Annotated in this window: 25 protein-coding genes; 22 read left to right on the top strand and 3 right to left on the bottom strand. The window is 70.1% G+C overall.

All coding sequences use genetic code 11. From position 1 onward, the window contains the following. Window positions 1-2: 2 nt before the first annotated feature. Window positions 3-1,166 carry an acyl-CoA dehydrogenase family protein gene (locus tag ACYVLJ_RS14745; protein WP_460439000.1) on the bottom strand — a complete coding sequence of 388 codons (1,164 nt, stop codon included), beginning with the start codon at window positions 1,164-1,166 and terminating at the stop codon, window positions 3-5. Window positions 1,167-1,236: 70 nt separating this feature from the next. On the opposite strand from ACYVLJ_RS14745, the gene ACYVLJ_RS14740 reads away from it, so the two are divergent. The 13 genes from ACYVLJ_RS14740 (at window position 1,237) to ACYVLJ_RS14680 (ending at window position 12,768) form a co-directional block, all read left to right on the top strand. Further along, a complete protein-coding gene (locus ACYVLJ_RS14740; RefSeq protein WP_460438999.1) occupies window positions 1,237-1,428 on the top strand; it encodes a ferredoxin in 192 nt (63 codons plus the stop codon). 82 nt (window positions 1,429-1,510) lie between these two features. Further along, a complete protein-coding gene (locus ACYVLJ_RS14735) occupies window positions 1,511-2,368 on the top strand; it encodes a 3-oxoacyl-ACP reductase (protein WP_451973791.1) in 858 nt (285 codons plus the stop codon). Next, complete coding sequence (locus tag ACYVLJ_RS14730) at window positions 2,365-3,129, top strand: glucose 1-dehydrogenase (protein WP_451973789.1); 765 nt, start codon at window positions 2,365-2,367, stop codon at window positions 3,127-3,129. Before ACYVLJ_RS14735 ends, ACYVLJ_RS14730 begins: the two co-directional genes overlap by 4 nt. A gap of 87 nt (window positions 3,130-3,216) precedes the next feature. After that, the gene (locus ACYVLJ_RS14725; protein ID WP_451973787.1) at window positions 3,217-4,005 is read left to right on the top strand and encodes an MlaE family ABC transporter permease; all 789 of its coding nucleotides are present in this window, start codon (window positions 3,217-3,219) and stop codon (window positions 4,003-4,005) included. Beyond that, on the top strand, window positions 4,005-4,856 hold the full coding sequence (locus ACYVLJ_RS14720; RefSeq protein ID WP_460438998.1) for an MlaE family ABC transporter permease: 852 nt from the start codon (window positions 4,005-4,007) through the stop codon (window positions 4,854-4,856). Before ACYVLJ_RS14725 ends, ACYVLJ_RS14720 begins: the two co-directional genes overlap by 1 nt. Then, on the top strand, window positions 4,853-6,178 hold the full coding sequence (locus ACYVLJ_RS14715; protein ID WP_460438997.1) for an MCE family protein: 1,326 nt from the start codon (window positions 4,853-4,855) through the stop codon (window positions 6,176-6,178). The genes ACYVLJ_RS14720 and ACYVLJ_RS14715 overlap by 4 nt, the downstream gene beginning before the upstream one ends. After that, window positions 6,175-7,212: an MCE family protein gene (locus tag ACYVLJ_RS14710; RefSeq protein ID WP_451973781.1), complete on the top strand. Its 1,038-nt coding sequence runs from the start codon at window positions 6,175-6,177 to the stop codon at window positions 7,210-7,212. Before ACYVLJ_RS14715 ends, ACYVLJ_RS14710 begins: the two co-directional genes overlap by 4 nt. After that, the gene (locus ACYVLJ_RS14705; protein ID WP_460438996.1) at window positions 7,209-8,240 is read left to right on the top strand and encodes an MlaD family protein; all 1,032 of its coding nucleotides are present in this window, start codon (window positions 7,209-7,211) and stop codon (window positions 8,238-8,240) included. Before ACYVLJ_RS14710 ends, ACYVLJ_RS14705 begins: the two co-directional genes overlap by 4 nt. Further along, a complete protein-coding gene (locus tag ACYVLJ_RS14700; RefSeq protein WP_451973777.1) occupies window positions 8,237-9,430 on the top strand; it encodes an MCE family protein in 1,194 nt (397 codons plus the stop codon). The genes ACYVLJ_RS14705 and ACYVLJ_RS14700 overlap by 4 nt, the downstream gene beginning before the upstream one ends. Next, window positions 9,427-10,581: an Mce/MlaD family protein gene (locus ACYVLJ_RS14695; RefSeq protein ID WP_460438995.1), complete on the top strand. Its 1,155-nt coding sequence runs from the start codon at window positions 9,427-9,429 to the stop codon at window positions 10,579-10,581. Before ACYVLJ_RS14700 ends, ACYVLJ_RS14695 begins: the two co-directional genes overlap by 4 nt. Further along, a complete protein-coding gene (locus tag ACYVLJ_RS14690; protein WP_460438994.1) occupies window positions 10,578-11,816 on the top strand; it encodes an Mce/MlaD family protein in 1,239 nt (412 codons plus the stop codon). The genes ACYVLJ_RS14695 and ACYVLJ_RS14690 overlap by 4 nt, the downstream gene beginning before the upstream one ends. Beyond that, entirely contained in the window at window positions 11,813-12,289 is a 477-nt protein-coding gene (locus ACYVLJ_RS14685; protein WP_460438993.1) for a hypothetical protein, read from the top strand. The genes ACYVLJ_RS14690 and ACYVLJ_RS14685 overlap by 4 nt, the downstream gene beginning before the upstream one ends. Beyond that, window positions 12,286-12,768, top strand: coding sequence for a hypothetical protein (locus ACYVLJ_RS14680; protein ID WP_460438992.1), 483 nt, complete (start codon window positions 12,286-12,288; stop codon window positions 12,766-12,768). The genes ACYVLJ_RS14685 and ACYVLJ_RS14680 overlap by 4 nt, the downstream gene beginning before the upstream one ends. Here ACYVLJ_RS14680 and ACYVLJ_RS14675 read toward each other — a convergent pair. Further along, entirely contained in the window at window positions 12,765-13,244 is a 480-nt protein-coding gene (locus tag ACYVLJ_RS14675; RefSeq protein WP_451973765.1) for a hypothetical protein, read from the bottom strand. The two genes, ACYVLJ_RS14680 and ACYVLJ_RS14675, sit on opposite strands and share 4 nt — an antisense overlap. Before the next feature lie 63 nt (window positions 13,245-13,307). Between ACYVLJ_RS14675 and ACYVLJ_RS14670 the strand changes: the two genes are divergently transcribed. From ACYVLJ_RS14670 to ACYVLJ_RS14655, 4 genes are all read left to right on the top strand, one after another. Further along, window positions 13,308-14,549, top strand: a complete 1,242-nt coding sequence (locus ACYVLJ_RS14670) for an aminotransferase class I/II-fold pyridoxal phosphate-dependent enzyme (protein ID WP_460438991.1) — start codon at window positions 13,308-13,310, stop codon at window positions 14,547-14,549. Between the two features lie 116 nt (window positions 14,550-14,665). After that, complete coding sequence (locus ACYVLJ_RS14665; protein WP_451973761.1) at window positions 14,666-15,637, top strand: ferritin-like domain-containing protein; 972 nt, start codon at window positions 14,666-14,668, stop codon at window positions 15,635-15,637. 67 nt (window positions 15,638-15,704) lie between these two features. Further along, window positions 15,705-16,811: an FAD-dependent oxidoreductase gene (locus ACYVLJ_RS14660; protein WP_460438990.1), complete on the top strand. Its 1,107-nt coding sequence runs from the start codon at window positions 15,705-15,707 to the stop codon at window positions 16,809-16,811. Next, window positions 16,808-17,680: an aminoglycoside phosphotransferase family protein gene (locus ACYVLJ_RS14655; RefSeq protein WP_460438989.1), complete on the top strand. Its 873-nt coding sequence runs from the start codon at window positions 16,808-16,810 to the stop codon at window positions 17,678-17,680. The genes ACYVLJ_RS14660 and ACYVLJ_RS14655 overlap by 4 nt, the downstream gene beginning before the upstream one ends. On the opposite strand, the gene ACYVLJ_RS14650 is transcribed toward ACYVLJ_RS14655, so the two are convergent. Continuing rightward, a complete protein-coding gene (locus ACYVLJ_RS14650; protein ID WP_460438988.1) occupies window positions 17,677-18,747 on the bottom strand; it encodes a LacI family DNA-binding transcriptional regulator in 1,071 nt (356 codons plus the stop codon). The two genes, ACYVLJ_RS14655 and ACYVLJ_RS14650, sit on opposite strands and share 4 nt — an antisense overlap. 145 nt (window positions 18,748-18,892) lie before the next feature. Here ACYVLJ_RS14650 and ACYVLJ_RS14645 point away from each other — a divergent pair, with 145 nt between their 5' ends. From ACYVLJ_RS14645 to ACYVLJ_RS14625, 5 genes are all read left to right on the top strand, one after another. After that, a complete protein-coding gene (locus ACYVLJ_RS14645; RefSeq protein WP_460438987.1) occupies window positions 18,893-20,161 on the top strand; it encodes an ABC transporter substrate-binding protein in 1,269 nt (422 codons plus the stop codon). Further along, window positions 20,161-21,081, top strand: coding sequence for a carbohydrate ABC transporter permease (locus tag ACYVLJ_RS14640; RefSeq protein ID WP_460438986.1), 921 nt, complete (start codon window positions 20,161-20,163; stop codon window positions 21,079-21,081). Before ACYVLJ_RS14645 ends, ACYVLJ_RS14640 begins: the two co-directional genes overlap by 1 nt. Before the next feature lie 8 nt (window positions 21,082-21,089). After that, window positions 21,090-21,974: a carbohydrate ABC transporter permease gene (locus ACYVLJ_RS14635; protein ID WP_460438985.1), complete on the top strand. Its 885-nt coding sequence runs from the start codon at window positions 21,090-21,092 to the stop codon at window positions 21,972-21,974. Between the two features lie 16 nt (window positions 21,975-21,990). Next, the gene (locus ACYVLJ_RS14630) at window positions 21,991-23,346 is read left to right on the top strand and encodes a glycoside hydrolase family protein (protein WP_460438984.1); all 1,356 of its coding nucleotides are present in this window, start codon (window positions 21,991-21,993) and stop codon (window positions 23,344-23,346) included. Window positions 23,347-23,475: 129 nt separating this feature from the next. Next, window positions 23,476-24,234, top strand: coding sequence for a hypothetical protein (locus ACYVLJ_RS14625; RefSeq protein WP_460438983.1), 759 nt, complete (start codon window positions 23,476-23,478; stop codon window positions 24,232-24,234). Window positions 24,235-24,264 lie beyond the last annotated feature (30 nt).

Raw genomic sequence — 24,264 nt, 5'->3', positions numbered from 1 at the left:
TCCTAGCGCGTGACGGGCAGGCCGAGGGCGGTGGCGGCGATCATGTCCCGCTGGATTTCGTTGGTACCGCCGCCGAAGGTGAGGATCAGCGCCGAGCGGTGCAGCCGCTCGATCCGCCCGGCCAGCAGCGCGCCCGGCGAACCGTCGCGGACGACGGCGCCCGCGCCCAGCACCTCCATCAGCAGCCGGTAGGCCTCGATCGCGAACTCCGTGCCGTACACCTTCGTCGCCGACGCCTCGGCCGGGCCGAGCTCGCTCGCCGCGGCCGCCCAGGCGATCCGCCAGTTCCGCAGCTTCAGGTACTCCGCGCCGGCGTGCACCCGCGCGAGGTGCAGCCGCACCCATTCCTGGTCGATGGCGCCGGTTTCCTTCGCCCACGCCAGCACGTCGGCGAGGGCCTTGCGGACCGGCGCCGCCGACGTCAGCGCGACGCGCTCGTGGTTGAGCTGGTTGGTGATCAGCGGCCAGCCCGCGTTCTCCTCGGCGACGCGCGCCGACACCGGCACGCGCACCTCGTCGTAGTACGTCGCGCTCGTGCCGGCGCCCGCGACCGTGTGCACCTTCGTCCACGAAAACCCGGGAGACGACGTCGGCACGATCAGCATCGACAGGCCGCGGTGCTTCTTCGCGTCCGGGTCGGTCCGGACGGCGAGCCAGACGTAGTCGGCGTACTCGATCAGGCTCGTCCACATCTTCTGCCCGGTGACGACGTATTCGTCGCCGTCGCGGACCGCGCGCGTGCGCAGCGACGCGAGGTCGGTGCCGGCCTCCGGTTCGGAGTAGCCGATCGAGAAGTGCAGCTCGCCGGCAGCGATCTTCGGCAGGTAGAACGCCTTCTGCTCGTCGGTGCCGTAGCGCATGATCGTCGGCCCGACGGTGTTCACCGTGAGGAAGGGGACCGGCACGCCGGCGACGGCCGCTTCGTCGGTGAAGATGAGCTGGTCGAGCATCGGCCGGCCCTGGCCGCCGTACTCCTTCGGCCAGCCGAGCGCGAGCCAGCCGTCCTTGCCCAGCTGCCGGACGATTTCCTTGTACGCCAAGCCGTCGCCGTACTCGCCGCCGCCCGCGCGGAGGCTGTCCCGCCGCTCGGGCGTCATCAGCTCGGCGAAGTACGCCCGCAGCTCCTCGGCCAGTGCGCGCTGCTCCGGCGTGTAGTCGATCCGCACCCGTCACCTCGATCCGGCGTTATAGTAGAACCTGTTCTAGTTGTACCAGGACTCACGCGGCGGAGGAAGCATGGAGATCGGCGTCGATCGTTCGCTCTGCGAGGCGAACGCGGTGTGCGTGGGGTTCGCGCCGGAGGTCTTCGACCTGGACGACGACGAAGAACTCGTCATCCAGCCGGGACCGGTTCCGGACAATCAGATAGAACATGTTGCAGATGCGGTGAAAAGTTGCCCGAAGAACGCCCTGTTCATCGCAGGTTAGCGGTGTTCACTCAGGGGGTTGCCCTCGACGAGAACAGATTCTAATGTAGGCCCGATCACAGGACTCGACGAGGAGGCCGTGCGTGAGCCTGACCGGCAGGACAGCGATCGTAACCGGAGCGGCCGCGGGGCTGGGACGGGCCGAAGCGCTCGCGCTCGCCGCGCGGGGCGCGACGGTCGTGGTCAACGACATCACCGAGGCGAAGGACGTCGTCGACGAGATCGAAGCGGCGGGCGGCAAGGCCGTGGCGGTCGCCGGTGACATCGGCGAGCGGGCCACCGCGGACGCGCTCGTCGCCGCCGCCCTCGACCTCGGCGGGCTCGACGTCGTCGTGAACAACGCGGGCGTGTTGCGCGACAAGATGCTCTTCTCGATGTCCGACGACGACTGGGACACCGTGCTGCGCGTCCACCTGCGCGGGCACTTCCTGTTGTCCCGCAACGCCGCGAAGCACTGGCGTGACAAGTCCAAAGAGGACGGGAAGCCGGTGTACGGGCGCCTGGTCAACACCGCGTCCGAAGCCTTCCTCATCGGCTCGCCCGGCCAGCCCAACTACGCCGCGGCGAAGGCGGGCATCACCGCGCTCACCATGTCGGCCGCCCGCGGCCTGGCCAAGTACGGCGTCCGCGCCAACGCGATCTGCCCGCGCGCGCGGACGGCGATGACCGAGGGCGTGTTCGGGGCTCCTCCCGCCGAGGGTGCCGACCCGCTCTCGGTCGAGCACGTCGCCCCCTTCGTCGCCTACCTCGCTTCGCCCGCGGCCGAGCACGTCAACGGGCAGGTGTTCATCGTCCACGGCGGCACGGTCTCCCTGGTCGCGGCGCCGAGGATCGAGCAGCGCTGGTCCCTCGGCGAGCTCGAGACGTCGGTCAGCGCCTTCTTCGCCGACCGCGACCCCGGCCGGATGTTCGCCGCCACCGAGATCCTGGGAGAGTCATGAGGCTGGACGGGAAGATCGCCCTGATCACCGGCGCGGCGCGCGGCCAGGGCGCGGCCGCCGCCCGCGCGTTCGTCGCCGAGGGCGCCGAGGTGCTGATCGCCGACATCCTCGACGACGAGGGCAAGCAGCTCGCCGCCGAGCTCGGGGAGCAGGCCGTCTACCAGCACCTCGACGTCGGCGACGAGGACGGCTGGGCGGCCGCGGTCGACCGGGTGACCACCGAGTTCGGCGCCCCGAACGTGCTGGTCAACAACGCGGGCATCCTGCATTTCTCGGAACTGGGCAAGACGAAGCTGGCCGACTACGAACGCGTGATCCGGGTGAACCAGATCGGGGCGTTTCTCGGGATGCGCTCGGTCGTTGAACCGATGACCGCCGCCGGCGGTGGCTCCATCGTCAACGTGTCCTCTGTGGAGGGTCTGGCCGGGATGCCCTACCTCGTCGCCTACACCGCGAGCAAGTTCGCCATCCGCGGGATGACCAAGGTCGCGGCCATGGAGCTCGGGAAGAAGCACATCCGGGTCAACTCGGTGCACCCCGGCGCGATCGACACGCAGATGGTCGAGACCGCCGCCGGCGGCCAGAAAGTCGACATGTCGTACGTCGGGAAGAAGGTCGCGCTCGGGCGGGTCGGGCAGCCCGAAGACGTGGCGAAGCTGGTGCTGTTCCTGGCCAGCGACGAAAGCGCGTACTGCACGGGCGCGGAATTCATCGCGGACGGCGGCGCCACGGCGTCGCACGCCCTCAACCTGAGCTTCTGAAGAACGATCAGTAAACACCGCTAACGAAAATCGGGCACCGGGTATGGAGAACACTCGGAGGTCAGCGACGACCTACTGGGAGGTGTGGTGAGCGAGAGCACGGGCACGCTCCCGGGAACCGCGGCCCTGACCCAGGTCGGCCGGCTCGCGACGCTCTCGTGGGAGGTCCTGCGCGCGATCTTCAAGCGCCCGTTCCAGGCCCGCGAGTGGATCCAGCAGTGCTGGTTCTTCGCGAGCGTCACGATCCTGCCGACCGCGCTGGTGGCCATCCCGTTCGGCGCGGTGATCGCGCTGCAGCTCGGGTCGCTGACCGCGCAGATCGGCGCGCAGTCGTTCACCGGCGCGGCCAGCGCGCTGGCCATCGTGCAGCAGGCCAGCCCGCTGATCACCGCGCTGCTCGTCGCGGGCGCCGGCGGGAGCGCGGTCTGCGCGGACATCGGCGCGCGCAAGATCCGCGAAGAGATCGACGCGATGCAGGTGCTGGGCGTCAACCCGATCCAGCGCCTGATCGTGCCGCGCGTGCTCGCCGCGATGGTCGTTTCGGTGCTGCTGAACGGCTTGGTGAGCGTCGTCGGCGTGCTCGGCGGCTACTTCTTCAACGTCGTCCTGCAGGGCGGCACGCCCGGCGCGTACCTGGCCAGCTTCAACGCGCTCGCCCAGGTGCCGGACCTGTGGATCAGCGAGATCAAGGCGCTGCTGTACGGCTTCGTGGCCGGGGTCGTCGCGGCGTTCCGCGGGCTGAACCCGGCGGGCGGGCCGAAGGGCGTCGGCGACGCCGTCAACCAGGCCGTCGTGATCACGTTCCTGCTGCTGTTCCTCATCAACGTCGTGCTCACCGCCATCTACCTGCGGATCGTCCCGCCGAAGGCCATGTGATGACGGCGGAACCGCTCGACGCCACCGACCGGACGCTCGAGTACATCGCCCGTCCCGGTCAGAGCCTGGAAGGCCTCGGCAAGCAGCTCGCGTTCGCCACCAAGGCCCTGGCGTGGTCGCCGCGCACGATCCGCCGCTACGGCCGGGAAACGCTGCGCCTGCTGACCGAGGTCTGCTTCGGCACCGGCGGGCTCGCCGTCATCGGCGGGACGCTCGGCGTGATGATCGGGATGACCCTGTTCACAGGTCTCATCGTCGGCCTCCAGGGCTATTCCGCGCTCAACCAGCTCGGCACGGCCGCGCTCACCGGGTTCATCTCCGCCTACTTCAACACCCGCGAGGTCGCGCCGCTCTCGGCCGGGCTCGCCCTGAGCGCGACGGTCGGCTGCGGCTTCACCGCGCAGCTCGGCGCGATGCGGATCTCCGAGGAGATCGACGCGCTCGAAGTCATGGGCGTGCCGAGCATGCCGTACCTGGTCACCACGCGCGTGCTCGCCGGCGTCGCCGCGGTGATCCCGCTGTACGCGGTCGGCCTGCTCTCGAGCTACCTCGCGTCACGGCAGATCACCATCTGGCTCTACGGCCAGTCCGCGGGCACCTACGACCACTACTTCACGCTGTTCCTGCCACCCGGGGACGTCCTCTGGTCGTTCGGGAAGGTGATCGTGTTCAGCGTGCTCGTGATCCTTTCCCACTGCTACTACGGCTTCAACGCCAGCGGCGGCCCGGCCGGGGTCGGCGTCGCGGTGGGCCGCGCGGTGCGGACGTCGATCGTGCTGATCTCGGTACTGGACTTCTTCCTGTCCCTGGCGATCTGGGGCGCCAACACGACGGTGAGGATCTCCGGATGAGGCGCGAGCTGTGGCAGCGGCTCCGGTACCAGGTGCTGGGGCTGGCGTTCCTGCTCGTCGCCGCGTTGTTCATCGCGTTCACGCTCGCCGTCTACGACAAGGCGTTCACGCCGGTGACGCTCGTGAAGCTGGAGACCGACCGCGTCGGCAGCCAGCTGCGCACCGGCGGCGACGTCAAGGTCCGCGGCGTGCTCGTCGGCGAGGTCCGCTCGGTGACGGCGAAGGGCGACCACGCCGAGCTCGAGCTGGCCCTGCAGCCGGACAAGACGAAGGTCATCCCCAGGAACGTCGCCGCGCGGCTGCTGCCGAAGACCCTCTTCGGCGAGCGGTACGTCGCCCTGCAGCTCCCCGAGACCGCGCAGGGCCCGATCAAGGCGGGCGACGTCATCCCGCAGGACCGCAGCAGCGCGGCGATCGAGCTGCAGAAGGTCCTCGACGACGTGATGCCGCTGCTGCAGGCCGTCCAGCCGGAGAAGCTGTCGAGCACGCTCACCGCCGTGTCGACCGCGCTCGAGGGCCGCGGCAAGCAGCTCGGCCAGACGCTCGTCCAGCTGTCGGACTACCTGGGCAAGCTCAACCCGTCGCTGCCGGACGTCAAGGCCGACATCACCGGGCTCGCGAACGTCGCGGACACCTACGACAAGGCCGCGCCCGACGTGCTGCAGGCGCTGTCGGACCTGACGACGACGAGCCGGACGATCGTCGACCAGCGCGCCCAGCTGAGCGACCTCTACGCCACCGTCACCGCGGCTTCGGTGGACCTCACGAGCTTCCTCCAGGTCAACAAGGACAACCTGATCCGGCTCACCACGGCGGTGCAGCCGACGCTGGACGTCCTCGCCAAGTACGCGCCCGAGTACCCGTGCCTGCTCGAGCAGCTCGCCGGCGAGGTCGGGCCGGCCGAGCTGGCGTTCGGCAAGGGCACCGCGCACCCCGAGGTCAGCCGGGTCACCATCGAGTTCGCCGCCAGCCGCGGCAAGTACCTGCCCGGCGTCGACGAGCCGAAGTACGACGACAAGCGCGGCCCGCGCTGCTACCCGCAGGTCCCGAAGCCGGGCGTCTGGCCGCAGTACCCGCCCGACGGCGCGATCAAGGACGGCTCGACCAAGCCCGCGCCGCCGAAGAACCCGCCCGAGAAGCTGCCCGCCGGTGGTGGCGCCGTCGGCGGGTCGCCCGGCTCGATCGTCGGCTCGGCCTACGAAACCGACCTGATCGGCCTGCTCGCGTCGCCCGCGCTCGGGACGTCGCCGGGGGACGTGCCCGGCTGGGCGGGGCTGCTCGTGGGGCCGCTCTACCGCGGGGCGGAGGTGGAGCTCAAGTGAGGAGCTTCCTCCCGTCGCTGATCAAGCTGGGCGTCTTCGCCGTCGTCACGGTGCTGCTGACCGGCGTCCTCGCGGCCACCATCGCCAACACCAACTTCGGCGTGACGTCGGGGTACCTGGCGAAGTTCACCGACGCGTCCGGGCTCAAGGAAGGCGACGACGTCCGCATCGCCGGGGTCAAGGTCGGCCAGGTCGACTCCATCGGCGTCGTCGAAGGCGAGCAGAACTTCGCCGAGGTGCGGTTCGACGTCGAGCACACCTACCGGCTGCCGGAGACGGTCACCGCGACGATCAAGTACCGCAACCTCGTCGGCCAGCGCTACCTCGCGCTCGGCACCGACGTCCCGGGCGAGAAGACGCTGGCCGACGGCGGCACGATCCCGCCCGAGCGCACCAAACCCGCGTTGAACCTCACCGTGCTGTTCAACGGGTTCAAGCCGCTGTTCAAGGCGCTGAGCCCCAAGGACGTCAACCAGCTTTCGGCCGAGATCATCAGCGTCTTCCAGGGCGAGGGCGGCACGATCACCAGCCTGCTGCAGCACACGGCGTCGCTCACGACGGCGATCGCGAGCAAGGACCAGGTGATCGGGCAGGTCATCGCGAACCTCAACACGGTGCTGGGCACGGTGAACCAGCACGGGCCGCAGCTCGGCGACCTCATCGAGCAGACGCAGAAGCTCGTCAGCGGCCTGGCCGAACAGCGCAAGCCGATCGGCGACGCGGTCAGCGCGCTCGGCGACCTCGCCGTGTCGACGACGGGCCTGCTCGCCGACGCGCGCCCGGCGCTCAAGGACGACGTCGCGCAGCTCGGCGTGCTCTCGCAGAACCTCGGCGATTCCGGCGTGCTGCTCAACCACCTGCTCGAGGTGCTGCCGGGCAACCTCGAGAAGTTCACGCGGACCCTGAGCTACGGCAGCTGGTTCAACTACTACCTGTGCGGGATCACCGGCACCATCGGCATTTCTTCGCTCGACATCACCCTGCCGATCATCCCGATCCCGGGCACCCAGCGCGCGGAGAGGTGTGGTCCGTGAAGCCGCTGAAGGAACGCAACCAGGCCGCGGTCGGCGCGGTCGCGCTCGTGCTGATCGTGCTCGTCACGGCCACGACGTACTTCTCCGACCAGCTCCCGTTCTTCGGCAACGGCACGACGTATTCGGCGTACTTCGGCGAGTCCGCCGGGCTGGCGCCGGACAACGAGGTCGAGGTCGCCGGCGTGAAGGTCGGCACGGTCTCGTCGGTGAAGCTGCAGGGCAAGCAGGTGCTGGTGCGCTTCCGCGTCAAGGACGTCCGGGTGGGCGACGCGACGACGGCGTCCATCGAGATCAAGACGCTGCTGGGGGAGAAGTACCTCGCGCTCGACCCGAAGGGCGGCGGCGCCCAGGAGCCGGACGCGACGATCCCGCAGGCCCGCACGCGCACGCCGTTCCAGCTGCAGGACGCGTTCGAGCAGCTCTCGACGACGGTCGGCGACATCGACACGAAACAGCTCGCGGACAGCTTCACCGCGTTGTCCGACAGCCTCAAGGACAGCCCGCAGTACCTGAAGGACACGCTGACCGGGCTGTCCTCGCTGGCCAAGACGGTCTCCTCCCGCGACAACGACCTGCACACCCTGCTGGCGAACACGAGCCAGGTGTCGAAGACGCTGTCGGACCGCAACACCCAGCTGCAGCGCGTGATCAGCGACGGCAACCTGCTGCTGGGCGAGCTGCAGAACCGCAAGAAGGCGATCAACGCGCTGCTCACCGGCACCCAGCAGCTCTCGCAGCAGCTCACCGGGCTCGTCCAGGACAACCGTGCGCAGCTGAAGCCGACGCTGGACAAGCTGAGCAAGGTGACCGACATCCTGCAGCGCAACCAGGGCAACCTCGACAAGAGCCTGCAGCTGATGGCGCCGTTCGCCCGCGTCGGCGCGAACGCCACCGGCAACGGCCGCTGGTTCGAGGGCTACCTGTGCGGGCTGCTGCCGCCGACGATCACCGCGGGCGGGCTCTCGATCAACCCCGAGGGCTGCACGCCGCCGATCGCGGCGCCGAACCAGGGGGTGGGCGGCCGATGACCATCCGGACCTACCGCGGCCGCAGCCTCGTGACGTGGCTGGCGTTCGCGTGTGTGCTCGCGCTCGTCGTCACCGCCGGGTTGTGGCTGGTGTTCCGGGAATCCACCGGCACCAAGCTGTCGGCCTACTTCGGCAAGACCGTCGGGCTCTACGCGGGCTCGTCGGTGCGGGTGCTCGGCGTGGCGGTCGGGCAGGTCACCGACGTCACGCCGCAGGGCGACGCCGTGCGCGTGGACATGCGCGTCGACGACGTGCCGCTGCCCGCGAACGTCGGCGCGGTCGTCGTCGCGCCCAGCCTGGTCAGCGATCGGTACGTCCAGCTGACCCCGGCCTACGACAGCGGCCCGACGCTGGCGACGGGCACGGTCCTGCCGCGCGACCGCACGGCGACGCCGGTGGAACTGGACGACCTGTACTCGAGCCTGGACAAGCTCTCCACGGCACTGGGCCCGAACGGCGCCAACAAGGACGGCGCGTTGTCGAGCGTCCTGGACACCGCCGCGAACACGTTGAAGGGCAACGGTTCTTCGCTCAATTCGACGGTCGGGCAGCTCGCCGGCCTGGCCAAGACGCTGGACGGCTCGAAGGACGACCTGTTCTCGACCGTGCAGAACCTCAACTCCTTCACCGGTGCGCTGGCGCAGAGCGACCAGCAGCTCAACGAGTTCTACGGCCGTGTCGCCGACGTCAGCCAGTTCCTCGCCGCGGACTCGTCCGACGTCGGCGCGGCCCTGCAGTCCCTCGGCGGGGCGCTCGGGGACGTCCAGCAGTTCGTCAACGACAACAAGGGCGCCCTGGAGTCCAATGTGGACAAACTGGCGTCGCTGTCGAAGGTGCTCGTCGACCAGCGCGCGTCGCTGGCCGAGGTGCTCGACATCGCGCCGACCGGCGCCACCAACTTCATCAACTCCTACGACGCCGCGTCCGGCACCATCGCCGTCCGCGACAACCTCAACGAGCTCACCAACCCGCCGATCCTGACGGTGTGCCGGCTGATCAGCGCGGGCACGCCCAAGCAGGTCCCGGACACGCTGGGGAACATCTGCAAGCAGCTCGCGCCGGTCCTCGACGGAGCGCTGAAGCTGCCGACGATCCCGCAGGTGCTCAACTCGCTGCAGAACGGGACGCTCCCGCCGTTGCCGCTCCCGCTCGTCGACGTGATGGAGCAGCTTTCGGGGGGTGCGAAGTGAAGCGGCTCGCAGGAGTGCTCGCCGGGGTGCTCGTGCTGGCGGCCTGCAGCGACGGCGGGTTCAACGGCCTGTACGGCACGCCGCTGCCTGGCGGCGCCGACGTCGGCGACCACCCGTACCACGTCACCGCGCTGTTCACCGACGTCCTCGACCTGGTTCCGCAGTCCAGCGTCAAGGTCAACGACGTCGCGGTCGGGCGCGTCGACAAGATCACCCTGACGCCGGACACGCGGTCCGCGCTCGTGGCGATGACCGTCAACAGCGACATCGCGCTGCCCGCCAACGCCCGCGCCGAGCTGAAGCAGTCCTCGCTGCTGGGCGAGAAGTTCGTCGAACTGAGCGTGCCGACGGCCGAGCCGGCCACCGGTCACCTGGGTGACGGCGCGCAGATCCCGCTCGGGCGCACCAACCGCAACCCCGAGGTCGAGGAGGTGCTCGGCGCGCTTTCCCTGCTGCTCAACGGCGGCGGCGTCGAGCAGATCCAGAAGATCAGCCACGAACTCAACGACGCGCTGTCCGGCAACGAGCCGGAGATCCGGGCGCTGCTGTCCCGGGTGGACGAGCTCGCGACCCAGCTCGACGGGCACCGGACCGAGATCCTCCGCGCGATCGACGGGCTCGGGAAGCTGTCGAAGACGTTGACGGGCCAGACGCAGAACCTGACCAACGCGCTCGACAACCTCGCGCCGGGCCTGAAGATCGTCACCGACCAGCGTGACCAGCTCGTCGGCATGCTCAACGCGCTCAACTCGCTTTCCGGGGTCGCGGTGGACACCGTGACGAAGAGCCGCGACCAGCTCGTCGCGAACCTCAAGGCCCTGCAGCCGACGCTGACCAAGCTCGGCGAGGCCGGTGCCAACCTGCCGAACGCGCTGCAGATCCTGCTGACCTACCCGTTCCCGGACTACGCGGGCAACGTGATCAAGGGCGACTACGCGAACGTCGAAGCGAACGTGAACCTCGACCTGGACACGCTGATCCAGAACTTCACGAACTCGTCGCAGCCGCCGTTCGCGCTGCCCGACTCGATCGGCGGGCAGCCGTCCGCGGCCAGGCCGCCGCTGCCGCTGCCGGACCTCGGGTCGCCCGGGCAGACCGGTGGCACCGGGCTGCTGGGCGGTCTCCTCGGCCTGGCCGGGGGTGGCAAGTGACCACGCGCAAGATCCGCGTCCAGCTGTTCGCGTTCGTCGTGATCGCGGTCGTCTCGGTCGTCTACGCCGGCGGCCACTACGCCGGGCTGGACCGGCTCTTCGGCAACCGCGGCTACGTCGTCACCGCGCAGCTGACCGACTCCGGCGGGATCTTCGTCAACTCCGAAGTCGCCTACCGCGGCGTCACGGTCGGCCGGGTGACCGGGATGACGCTGACCGAGCACGGCGTCGACCTCGCGCTCGACATCGACGCGGGCGCCCCGGACATCCCGGCGGACGCGCACGCCCAGGTGGCGAACCGGTCGGCGGTGGGGGAGCAGTTCGTCGACCTGCTCCCGCAGCACGAGGGCGGTCCGTTCTTGACGGACGGCTCGGTGATCACCCGCGACAAGACGTCGCTGCCGCCGTCGCCGGACACGGTGCTCAGCCACCTCGACGACCTCGTCGCGAGCGTCCACCCGGATTCGCTGCGGACGGTCGTCGACGAGACGTACAACGCGTTCGCCGGGGCGGGCCCGGAACTGCAGCAGCTGCTCGACAGCACGGGATCCCTGACGGCGACGGCCGCGCAGTACGTGCCGCAGACGCAGGGCCTGCTGAGCAACTCCCGCGTCGTGCTGGACACGCAGGAGCGGCAGGCGGCGAACATCACCGACTTCGCGTCCGGGCTGAAGAAGATCGCGGGGCAGCTGAAGGCGTCCGACCCCGACCTGCGGCGCGTGATCGCGGAGGCACCGCGGCTGAGCCGGCAGATCAGCGACGTCCTCGCGGCTTCGGGCACGGACCTGGGCGTGCTGTTCGCCAATCTGCTGACCACCGCGCAGATCACGACGTCCCGCAAGGACTCGATCGAGGAACTGCTGGTGGCGTACCCGATCATCTCGGCGTTCTCGCCGTCGACGTCCCCGGACGGCACGGGCCACCTCGGCGTCGTGTTCAACTTCTTCGACCCGGCTTCGTGCACGAAGGGCTACGAAGGGACGAAGCAGCGTCCGGCGAACGACGAGTCCGAAGCACCGGTGAACATGAACGCGTACTGCGCCGAGCCGCCGGGCAGCCCGACCGGGGTGCGCGGGGCGCAGAACGCGCCGTACGGGGGCAAGCCGCCGGCGATTCCGGCCGCGCCTTCGCAGACCGCGTCTTCCACGCCTGCGCAGGCGCAGTTGCCGGGGATGCTGAGCCTGCTGACCGGGCCGTCGGCGGGCGGGCTGGGCAAGCTGCTGGGCGCGCCGTGAAACTCCTGGTCGTGGGGGCGGTGCTCGCGGTGCTGGCCGCCTTGGGCACGGGCTTTTCGTGGTGGCGGGCGGCTTCGGACGACTCGGCGGCGCGCGGCCGGGACCGGGACGCGGTCCTGGCGGCGGCGGGCCCCGAGCTGGTCACGCTGAACACGATCGACTACCGCTCGGCGGCCGCCGACGTGGACCGCTGGATCGCGGCGACGACGGGCCAGTACGGCAAGGACCTCGCCGGCGATCGTCAGCTGCAGATCGACCGGGCGTCCTCGTCCAAGACGGTGTCGTCGGCCACGCTGGTCCAGGCGGCGGTGACGGAGGTTTCCGACGGCAACGCGCGTCTGCTGGCGGTGCTGGACGTCCGCGTCTCGACGGGCGGCGGCGCGGCGGCCCCGCGCCTGAACCGGTTGACGGTGGACGCCACCCGGTCGCCGTCGGGCTGGAAGATCTCGGGCGTCCAGGCGGCGGGCTCATGAGGCGCGTCCTGCTGGCGATCGTGGTGCTCGCCGTGGGCTGCTCGGTGTGGTTCGGCATCGAGGCGGCTTCGCTGTCCCCCGGTGAGAACGCGGCTTTGGTCGATTCGGCCGGGACTTCCGCGGTGGCGTCCGAGGTGAGTGATGCGGTGAAGTCGGTGTTTTCCTACGACTACGCGAACTTGGCGCGCACCGAGCGCGCGGCTTCGGAGCTCTTGGTCGGTGACGCGGTGCGCCAGTACCGCGACCAGTTCGCTTCGGCCCGGACTCGGGCCACTGCGGAGAAACTGGTCCGCACCACCACGGTCCGGGCGGTCGGGGTGCAGTCGTTGCGAGGGGACGACGCTTCGCTGCTGCTGTTCCTCGACCAGCAAACGGTGGCCCAGGGCGGCGGAGCACCGTCGTCGTCGGTGGCCCAGCTGGCGGTGACGGCCAAGCGAGTGGACGGCCACTGGAAACTCGCGACGCTCACGGCTCTCTAGCCGTCCCAGACGGTTGCGCCCTGCTTCAGCACCTCGACCCCCGCCGGTGACGTCGACGGCCACATCTCCACGACGTACCGGTAGTGCTCCCCGAACTCGTGGTCGTTCCAGTCCACCGACGGCGGTCCCGCCGGCACGTACGAAACCCGGGCCCGGTACAACCCCGGCAGCACCGAGAAGAATTTTTCCTGCGAAGGGTAGTCGGCAGGCCCGGAAATCACGAGTTTCCCGCTCGGCACGGGAAGATCCGCTTCCACCACGTGCTCGGCGGCAGGTGCCAGCACCGGTGGCCCGGGCAGCAACTCCACCGAAGACTCCACCAGGTCCGAGCGTGCCGTCGCGATGGCGATGCCGCCCGGCTCTGCCCCGATCCGGTGAAGTTCGACCGCCGATGCGGTCCAGCCGCTGCCGTCCAGGCGGGAACCCGAGTCGCGCACCGAGAACTGGCGCTGGTCGGCGTGGACTACGAGGTGCACACGAACCACCCTAGCCAGGACCCGCCCCGAAATGGTATCGACGCCGGGTTTAGCGTTGACGCCATGACCACTGCTTCCGTCGACGTCGACACTGCCCGCCGAGACTACGCGGCCCTGGTCGACCGAGGCCTCTCCCTCGACATCACCCGCGGCAAGCCTTCCCCGAAGCAGCTCGACCTGGCCAACGGCCTGCTCGACCTCCCGGGCGACGGCACCTTCAAGGCCGAGGACGGCACCGACGTGCGCAACTACGGCGGCCTCAAGGGCCTGCCCGAGCTGCGCCGCATCTTCGCCGGCGCGCTGCAGGTCCCGGCCGGGCAGCTGCTCGCCGCCGGCAACTCCAGCCTGGAGCTGATGCACGACGCCGTCGTCCAGGCGCTGCTCAGCCCGCTGCCCGGCGCCGAGCGCCGCTGGGCCGACGAGCCGGTCGTGAAGTTCCTCGCGCCCGTGCCGGGCTACGACCGGCACTTCGCGCTCACCGAGCGCTTCGGCATCGAGCTCGTCCCGGTCGCGATGACCGCCGAGGGCCCGGACATGGACGCCGTCGAGACGCTCGTCGCCGAGGACCCGGCCGTCAAGGGCATCTGGTGCGTGCCGAAGTACAGCAACCCCACCGGCGTCACGTTCAGTGACGACGTCGTGCGACGGCTCGCGACCATGACCACCGCGGCGCCCGACTTCCGGATCTTCTGGGACAACGCCTACGCCGTGCACCACCTGACCGACGACGAGCCGGCCCTGGCCGACGTCCTCGCGCTGGCCACCGAGGCCGGCAACGCCGACCGCGTGTTCGTCTTCGGCTCGACCTCGAAGATCACCTACGCCGGCGCCGGCGTGGGCTTCTTCGGCGCCTCCGAGGCCAACCTCGACTGGTGGGTCGCAAAGATCGGCAAGCGGACCATCGGCCCGGACAAGGTCAACCAGCTGCGCCACGCCCTCTTCCTCAAGGACGAGGACGGCGTCCGCGCCCACATGCGCAAGCACGCCGAGATCATCGGCCCGAAGTTCGCGGCCGTCGACCGCATCCTCACCGAGGAGCTGTCCGACCTGGCGTCCTGGACCAAGCCGACCGGCGGGTACTTCGTGTCGCTGACCGTGCCCGAGGGCACCGCGAAGGAGGTCGTGCGGCTGGCGAAGGAGGCCGGTGTCGCGCTGACCCCCGCCGGGGCGACGCACCCGCACGGGAACGACCCGGCCGACGCCGTCATCCGGATCGCGCCGACGTTCCCGGAGCTCGCCGACGTCGAAGAGGCGGTGCGCGCGCTCGCCGTGTGCGTCCGGCTCGCCGCCGCCGAGCGCGCCTGACCTGCGGAGACGGAATCGGGAAGAACTTTTTCCCGATTTGACCGAGCCGGGGGCCGTCCAGGTACGTATCACCGGTGGGTGAGGTGGACGAACTCGTCACGAGAGGACGTCCCCCGGTGTTCGGAAAACGCTACACACAGCAGCTCATCGAGCGCAGCGCGGAGAACGCGACCGACCGCCGCCGCTTCCTCAAGGCTGCGGGAGCGGCGGGGCTCGGGGTCGCGGGCGCCGGCGCGCTCGGTGGCGCGCTGTCGCTGGGTCTCGGCTCGGCCGGTGCCACGCAGCAGTACCCGCAGCAGAAGGCCGCGGACGCCGCCGCCAGCGACGCCGCGGTGCTGAACTTCGCGCTCAACCTCGAGTACCTCGAGGCGAACCTGTACTCGTTCGCCGTCTACGGCTACGGGCTCAACGAGAAGTACGTCAACGGCATCGGCAACCTCGGCAAGGTCTCCGGCGGCCACGCCGTGAAGTTCAAGAGCGAGCAAGTCAAGCAGATCGCCCAGGAGATCGCCGGCGACGAGGTCGCGCACGTGACCTTCCTGCGCAAGGCGCTCGACAAAGCGGCCGTCGCACAGCCCGAGATCGACTTCCAGAACAGCTTCACCGCCGCCATGCAGGCCGCGGGGCTGATCAAGCAGGGCCAGACGTTCGACCCGTTCGCGAGCGAGAACAACTTCCTGCTCGCCGCGTTCCTGTTCGAGGACGTCGGCGTGTCCGCCTACAAGGGCGCGGCGCCGCTGGTGAACAACAAGACGTTCCTCGACGCGGCCGCGGGCATCCTCGCGGTCGAGGCCTACCACGCGGGCATCGTGCGCGCGCAGCTGTTCGAACGCGGCCTGGGCGACGTCACGAACAAGATCTCCGACGCCCGCGACAGCCTCGACGGCAAGGCGGACGACGACGAAGGCGTGCTCAAGGACGGCAAGGCGAACCTCGTCCCCGCGGACGCCAACGGCGTCGCGTTCGGGCGTTCGGCCGAGCGCGTGCTCAACATCGCCTACCTCAACCCGGACAAGGTGAACTCGGGCGGCTTCTTCCCGCGCGGCCTCAACGGCGACATCGCCGCCAGTGGCGCCAAGGAGAAGTGAGCGCCGCGTGCCGCCGTCGCGGTAGGGTCGCCAGCGGCGGCACGCGGAGTTCACAGGGGGGCGCGGAGTGCGGGTACTGGTCGCGGGTGGCGGGATTTCCGGCACGGTCACGGCGATGGCGCTGAAGCTGGCGGGGCACGACCCGGTGGTCTTCGAGGCCTATCCGGCGGGCGGGGACGACATCGGCGCGTTCCTCACGATCATGCACAACGGCATGGACGCCCTGCGCGCGATCGGCGCCGACCGGCCGGTGATCGACGCGTCCTTCGCCGCGTACGGGGTCGAGCTCGTCACCCCGGCCGGGGAAACCGTGGGCCGCCGGGAGTTCGACACCGAAGGCCTCGACGGGCCGCGCACGCTCACCCGCGCGACGCTCTACCGCGTCCTGCAGGACGAAGCCGCGCGCCGCGGTGTCCCGCTCGAACGCGGCAAACGGCTGGTGGGCGCGAAGCCCGGCCCGGACGGGATCACGGCAGAATTCGCCGACGGCAGCACCGAAACCGGTGCCGTCCTGGTCGGGGCCGACGGCTTGCGCTCGGTCGTCCGGCGGCTGATCGACCCGGCGGCGGACGACCCGCGCTACACCGGGTTGACCGTCGTCTACGGCTACACGCGCGCGTCCGGTCTGCCGGAAGCGCCCGGGATCTACCGGATGGTCCGCGGCAGCAAGGCGGCGTTCGGCTTCACGACCGACCCGGACGGCGCCACGTTCTGGTTCGCCCGCATCCCGGACGCCGAGCGGCCGCGCGAGGAGATCGCCGCGGTCACCCCGGCCGGCTGGCGCGAGTTCGCGCACGCCGCGTTCGCCGACGACGAAGCGTTGCCCTGCAAGGACATCGTCGCGGCGACGGGCGACGAGGTGTTCGGCGGCCACTCCTACGACGTCCCCGAGACGCGCGTCTGGTCGACCCCCGAGATGGTCCTGGCCGGCGACGCCGCCCACGCCGCGTCCCCGGCCGCGGGCCAGGGCGCGTCGATGGCCTTGGAAGACAGCGTGATCCTCGCGCAGTGCCTGCGCGACCGGCCGGACCCGGCGTCGGCTTTCGCGGCGTACGAAGGACTTCGGCGCGAGCGCGTGGAGAAACTGGTGAAGGCGAGCGCGGGCGGCGACGTCGGCGAAGAGCGCGGCTGGCTGTACTCGCACCACATCGACTGGGACGCGAAGATCCGGTGAGCCTCGGCCCGCTGCCCCAGCGCATCACCGTCGACGCGGACCAGGTCCGGAGCCTTGTCGCCGAGCAGTTCCCGCGGTGGGCGGATCTCCCGGTGCGCCCGGTGGCGCGCGGGGGCTGGGACAACCACACCTTCCACCTCGGCGACGAGATGTCGGTGCGCTTGCCGAGCGCGGCCGAGTACGCGCTGGCGGTCGAGAAGGAACAACGCTGGCTTCCGGTGCTCGCGCCCCGGCTGCCGTTGCCCGTGCCCGTCCCGCTGGCGGAAGGCAAGCCGGGCGCGGACTACCCCTTCGCCTGGTCCGTCTACCCGTGGCTCGCGGGCGAGCCCGCGAACGCGGACCGCATCGCCGACCCCGTCCGGTTCGCGCTCGACCTGGCCGGGTTCTTGACGGCTCTGCAGTCGATCGACACCGCCGACGGTCCCCGGCCCGGGAAGCACAGCTGGTTCCGGGGCGGCGACCTGCGCACCTACGACGAACAAACCCGGCGCGCCCTCGAGGGTGACGAGCGGGCGCGCGAGATCTGGGAAACCGCGCTCGACGCTCGCTGGGACGGCGTCGAGCGCTGGTTCCACGGCGACGTCGCGGAGGGAAACCTCTTGCTGGACAAGGGAAAGCTGGCCGCGGTCATCGACTTCGGGACGTGCGGCGTCGGCGACCCGGCCTGCGACGTGGCGATCGTGTGGACGCTGCTGACCGCCGGCGGCCGTCGCGCGTTCCGCGAACGGCTGGCCGTCGACGACGCGACCTGGGCGCGTGGCCGCGGCTGGGCCCTCTGGAAGGCGCTGATCACCCGCGCCCGCGGCGGCCCCGAAGCCGCCCGGGCCCGCCGGACGCTCGCCGGGATCCACGAGGAGTACGCGGCCTAGCGGGTCTGCCGGGAGCCGCACGATTCGCGGATCACCAGGCGCGTCGGCAGCCGCACCGGTTCCGGGGGTGCCGCGTTCTCGATCATCGCCAGCAGCGCGCCCGCCGCGGCCGTGCCGAAACCCGGCTTGTCCTGGGCGACCGTCGTGAGCGCGGGGTCCACCAGGGACGCGACCTCGATGTCGTCGAACCCGATCACGGCCAGGTCGTCCGGCACCCGCAACCCGGCCGCGCGGGCCGCCAGCAGGGCGCCGACGGCCATCTCGTCGCTGGCCGCGAACACCGCCGTCGGCGGGTCCTTGCGGGCCAGCAGCCGCCGCATCCCGACGAACCCGCTCTCCCGGTAGAAGTCCCCGGTGACGACGAAGTCGTCGCGCGCCGGCAGGCCGGCTTCGGCCAGTCCGCGCAGGTAGCCGTCGGTGCGGGCGGCGGCGGGCGCGTTGCCGCGGGGGCCGGTGATCGTCGCGATCCGCCGGTGCCCGAGCGCGGCCAGGTGCCGGACCGCGTCCGCCGCGCCGCCGGCGTTGTCCGACGTCACGTAGGTCGCGCGCGGCCCGGACAGCGCCACGTCCAGCGCGACGCACGGCAGCCCGGACTGGGCGAACGTGGTGAACGCGTCGGCGTCCGTGCCGCTGTCGATCAGCACGAGCCCGGCCAGGTGGTGGCGCCGGGTCATGCTCACGTACGCGATCGGGTCGGCCAGTGACACACCCGGGTTGCGGTCGTGGGTGTCGTCGCTCGTGGCGAGCAGCAGCAGGTGGTAGCCGTGCGAGCTGAGCGCGGATTTGAGGCCCAGCAACAGGTCCTGCAGGAACGGGTGCCGCCAGCCGGGCCGCCGGTGGTCGGTGTCCCAGACCAGCCCGACCATCGCCGAGCGCTGCCGTGACAGCGCCCGCGCCGACTCGTTCGGCGAGAAGTCGAGCTCCCGGGCGACGCGCTCGACGCGTTCGCGGGTCGTCGCGCTGACCGTGGCCGGGCGGTTGAACACCCGCGACACGGTCGCGACCGAGACCCCGCAGAGCTGCGCGACTTCGCGGGCGGTGACCATGGCGACCTCCAGATGGTGCACTGAAACCGGTTACATCTGTAGCACATGATCTCTGACTGCGTAAATGCCGACGTGCGTTATGAGTTCGTAACTTGACGAACCACGGCTGGGAGCGCTCTCATAGGTCCCGCGTTTTCCGTCCGGCCCGTAGAACAACGGAGATCTCATGCGCCCGAAAACGACAAGCCGCCTCGTCCTGGCGGCCGTCTGCGCCGCCGTCACCGTCCTGAGCGCCTGCGGCAGCAGCGACGCCGGTGGTGGCGGGAAGGTCAAGCTCAGCCTCGGCCTGTTCGGCAACTTCGGCTACACCGACCTGATCAAGGAGTACCAGGCCGCCCACCCCGGCATCGAGATCACCGAGCGGACCGCGTCCTACTCCGACCACCACAAGAACCTCGCCGCGCACCTGGCGACCGGCGGCGGCGCCGCGGACATCGAAGCCATCGACACCGGGTACGTCGCCCAGTTCAAGGCGAACCCGGACAAGTTCGTCGACCTCACCACGGTCGGCGGCGACAAGCTCAAGGACCGCTGGCTGGGCTGGAAGTGGTCGGCGTCGCTGGCCAAGGGCGGGCAGCAGATCGGCTACGGCACCGACGTCGGCGGCCTGGCCATCTGCTACCGCCGCGACCTGTTCCAGCAGGCCGGGCTGCCCGCCGACCGCGACGCCGTGTCCGCGCTCTGGCCCACCTGGCAGGCCTTCTTCGACGCCGGCAAGCGCTTCCAGGCCAAGGCGCCGAACGGCGTCAAGTTCATGGACGGCGGCCCGACCGTGCTCAACGCGATCTTCGGCCAGGCGCCCGTCGGGTACTACGACCAGAGCGACCAACTGGTCGTCGACCGCAACCCGGCGCTGCGCACGGGCTGGGACCAGGTCGTCGACGCCGTCAAGGCGAACCTGAGCGCCGGCCTGCTCTACAGCACGCCGACCTGGAACACCGGCTTCACCCAGAGCCAGTTCGCCACCGTCACCTGCCCGGCCTGGATGATGACCAAGATCAAGGACCAGGCGCCGGACACCGCCGGCAAGTGGGACGTGGCGACCGTGCCCGGCGGGGGCGGCAACTGGGGCGGCTCGTACCTGACCGTGCCGAAGCAGGGCAAGCACACCAAGGAAGCCGCCGACCTCGCCGCTTGGCTGACCGCGCCCGAGCAGCAGGCGAAGGTGTTCACCAGCCAGGGCCTGCTCCCGTCGACGCCGTCGCTGTACGACGACCCGAAGATCACCGGCTACACCAACCCGTTCTTCAACAACGCGCCGGTCGGCAAGCTCTTCACCGACGCCGCGAAGAAGCTGAACCCGCAGTACCAGGGCCCGAAGGCGGGCGACGTCCAGACGGAGTTCGGCAACGCGATGCAGCGCGTCGAGCAGGGCAAGCAGGACGGCGCGGCGGCGTGGCAGCAGCTCGTCGGTGACGTCGCGAAGCTGAAGTGATGGCACTCACCTGGGCCGACCGGCGGCACAAGTGGGACGTCAAGCTGTCGCCGTTCGGCTTCGTCAGCCCGTACTTCCTCGTCTTCGGCGTCTTCGGGTTGTTCCCGTTGCTGTACACGGCGTTCGTGTCGCTGCAGAAGCGGAACCTGCTCGACGCCGAGGGCGCGACGTTCATCGGGTTCGGCAACTACGAGCAGCTGCTCTTCCACGACCCGTACTTCTGGAACGCGATGGGGAACACGGTCAGCCTGTGGCTGCTGACCACGATCCCGCAGATCCTGTTCGCGCTCGGCGTCGCGCACCTGCTCAACCGGCGCCTGCGCGGCCGGACGCTGTTCCGGATGGGCATGATCCTGCCGAACATCACCTCGGTGGCGGCGGTGACGATCATCTTCGCGCAGCTGTTCGGCCGGGACTTCGGCCTGGTCAACTGGGTGCTGAGCTGGTTCGGCGCCGGGCACGTCGACTGGCAGGCGGGCACGGCCAGCTCGCACACGGCCATCGCGGCGATGGTCGTGTGGCGCTGGACCGGCTACCACGCGCTGATCTTCCTGGCGTCGATGCAGGCGATCCCGTCGAGCATGTACGAAGCCGCGACGCTCGACGGCGCCCGCGGGTGGCAGCAGTTCTGGCGGATCACCGTGCCGCTGCTGCGGCCGCAGATCATCTTCTCGACGGTGATCGCGACGACCGGGAACATGCGGCTGCTCGCCGAGCCGCTGCTGTTCAACCCCGGCACGGCGGCCGCGACCGGCGGTTCGGACCGGCAGTTCCAGACCGCCGCGCTCTACCTCTACGAGCAGGGCTTCACCAAGTACGACTTCGGCTACAGCTCGGCGATCGCGCTGATCCTGGCCGTCGCGACGATGCTCGTCGCGGGCCTGTCGTACCTGGTCACCCGGCGCATCCAAACGGACTGAGGAGCGACATGACCACCGTGCTGACCCCGGCGCCCGCCGCGGCACCGAGCCCGCCCGGCCGGGCGCGGCGGCTGGTCCGGCGGGCCACGAGCCCGTGGACCTACGCCGCGCTGATCGCGATCCTGGCCGGCTCGGCGTTCCCGGTGTACTGGTCGTTCGTCGTCTCCTCGCAGACGACGGAGGCGGTCGGCAGCGTGCCGCCGGTGCTCGTGCCCGGCGGGCACCTGTTCGAGAACATCGCCCGCGTCTTCGACGAGACGGACTTCGCGCTGGCGCTGGGGAACTCGCTGATCGTCGCGGGCACGATCACCGTGTCCGTGGTGCTGTTCTCGACGCTCGCCGGTTTCGCCTTCGCCAAGCTGCGCTTCCACGGACGGACCGTGCTGCTGCTCATCGTGGTCGCCACCCAGGCGATCCCGACCGAGCTGGGCGTGGTCCCGCTGTACATGATGATGGCCGACTTCGGCTGGGCCGGGCAGCTGCAGGCGGTCATCGTGCCCGGCCTGGTCACCGCGTTCGGCGTGTTCTTCATGCGCCAGTACTTCGAACGCGCGCTGCCGCTGGAACTGCTCGAAGCCGGGCGGATGGACGGCTGCGGCTCGCTGCGGCTGTTCTGGCACGTCGCGCTGCCGGCGGCCCGCCCGGCCGCGGCCGTGCTCGGGCTGTTCACGTTCATGCAGGCGTGGAACGACTTCTTCTGGCCGCTGGTGGTGCTGGTGCCGGAGAACCCGACCGTCCAAACGGCACTGTCCACCCTGGCCAGTGGCTACACCACCGACTACACGCTCGTGCTCACCGCCGCGACCATCGGCACCGTCCCCGTCCTGCTCGTGTTCCTGCTGTTCGGCCGCCAGATCGTCGGCGGCATCATGCAGGGCGCCCTCAAGGGCTGACCCCCCGGAGCTCACCGTGACTTCCAGTCTTCCGCCCGGCTTCCGCTGGGGCGTCGCCACCTCGGCGTTCCAGATCGAGGGCGCCACCACCGCGGACGGCCGCGGACCGTCCATCTGGGACACCTTCGCCGCGGTGCCGGGCGCGGTCGCCGGCGGCGACACCGGCGAACCGGCGGCCGACCACTACCACCGCTGGCGCGACGACCTCGCCCTGCTCGGCGACCTGGGCGTCGACTCCTACCGGTTCTCGGTGTCCTGGCCGCGGGTCCAGCCGGACGGGCGCCGCTTCGAGCGGCGCGGCCTCGGCTTCTACCGGCGGCTGGCGGAAGCGTTGCGGGAGCTGGGGATCGAGCCGTTCCTGACGCTCTACCACTGGGACCTGCCGCAGGCGCTGGAGGACGAAGGGGGCTGGCGGTCCCGGGACACGGCGCACCGGTTCGCCGAGTACGCGTCGCTGGTGCACGAGGAGCTGGGCGACGTCGTCGACCACTGGACGACGCTGAACGAGCCGTACCCGTGCGCGGTCGCGGGGTACGGCGAAGGCCGGCACGCACCGGGCGCACGCGAAGGGCACGGCGCTTTGGCGGCCGCGCACCACCTGCTGCTCGGCCACGGCCTGGCCGTCGAGGCGATGCGGGGGCAGGCGACCCCGCAGCACCAGTTCGGGATCGTGCTCAACCAGTCGCCCGCGGTCCCGGTGACGGAGTCGGCGGCCGACGCCGCGGCGGCCGCGCGGCAGGACACACTGCTCCGGCGCCAGTTCACCGACCCCCTGTTCGGCGGCCGGTACGCGCCGGGACTGGCGGTGATGTTCGACGGCGTCTCGGACTTCTCGTTCCGCCTCGACGGCGACCTCGAGACGATCGGCGTGCCGCTGGACTACCTGGGCGTCAACTACTACTACCGCCTGCACGTCGCGGACGCCCCGCACCGCGAGCCGGACCCGGCCCTGCGCACGATCGCCGACATCGGGGTGGACACGACGCGCCTGCCGGACGTCCCGCGCACGGGAATGGGCTGGCCGGTGGAGCCGGAGGGCCTGACGGAAGCGTTGGTGGGCCTGCACAACCGCTATCCCGGGTTGCCGCCGATGTACGTGACGGAGAACGGCTGCGTGTACGCGGATCGAAGCGACTTCGCCGACTACGAGCGCATCACGTTCCTGAACGAGCACATCGAAGCGGCCCGCACCGCCGCAGCGGCGGGCGTCGACCTGCGGGGGTACTTCTGCTGGTCGTTGCTGGACAACTTCGAGTGGGCCCACGGCTACAAGCACCGGTTCGGCCTGGTGCACGTCGACTACGCGACGCAGGCCCGCACACCCAGGGCGAGCTACCGCTGGTACCGCGACTACATCGCGGCCCAGCGGTGACCGCTCAGATGTTCTCCAGGTGGGACGCCCCCGGTTTACCATCATCCGATGCTTATGCGATCGTGGTCGAAATCGAGTGAGCGTCGAGAGTTCAGCCGGTGGACCCGTCGAAATTTCATCATCGGGAGCATGCGTCGAAAGATTTTTCTCGATCATCTGGGGGACGACGCCGGTCGTAGGGTCCTTGACAGGGTGCGGCCCTTCGAAGTTCGCTTGGCTGTGACGAGCGTTGTCAGTGCCATATTCACTTATTGGTTGATCGCGGTAGGGGTGTTCGCGCCCTACGAACAGTTCCGCTGGGATGTGATCGTCGCACTTTATTTGATTCTTGTGGGCGTCCCCCTGGTGGTGGGAGCCTGGCTGTTCAGGACGTTCATCGTGCGGAACCCGCTCGATCTCTTGACCTTTGATTTGGCGGGTGTCCTCGTCGAACTGGCGCGCCTGCAGTGGCTCTGTCGTGCGGAGGTGACAACATCTCGCCAGGCGCGCCTCTACTACCGTCGCCTCGAGAAAACGAGGAGGCGGCTGGAGCGTTGCATCGGCCCCTACGGGGCAGCGTTCAGCCGACTTCGTGGCTTGGCCGTTGAGGACACGGAGTCCTCCGCCTGGTTCTTCAGCCGATGGATATCGTGGGTGATCCAAGACTGCCTCGACGCTTACCGACTGTCCGAAGCGAGCAAAGTCGCTGCCGCTCTCCTTGCACACGTGACGAGCAGGCGTCCGTATCTCCCGCCTCCTTTGGCCGAACCGCCCCGGGATGCTGTTCTCGCCGAAATACCCAAGTGGCAATCAGCGTCGAGAGTCGTCCGCGCAGTGGCGAGCCCGCCGGGGCTCGGCTTGATCGCGTTGCTGGCGGCGGCGCTGACCGCTACTTCAAAACTGATCTAGCACGAGGGGGCCCGAAAACCGAAAGGGGCG

This window comes from Amycolatopsis stemonae (genome assembly GCF_054781455.1).
The sequence above is the reverse complement of the archived record's forward strand: the minus strand, read 5'-3'. Positions and strand labels throughout refer to the sequence as shown.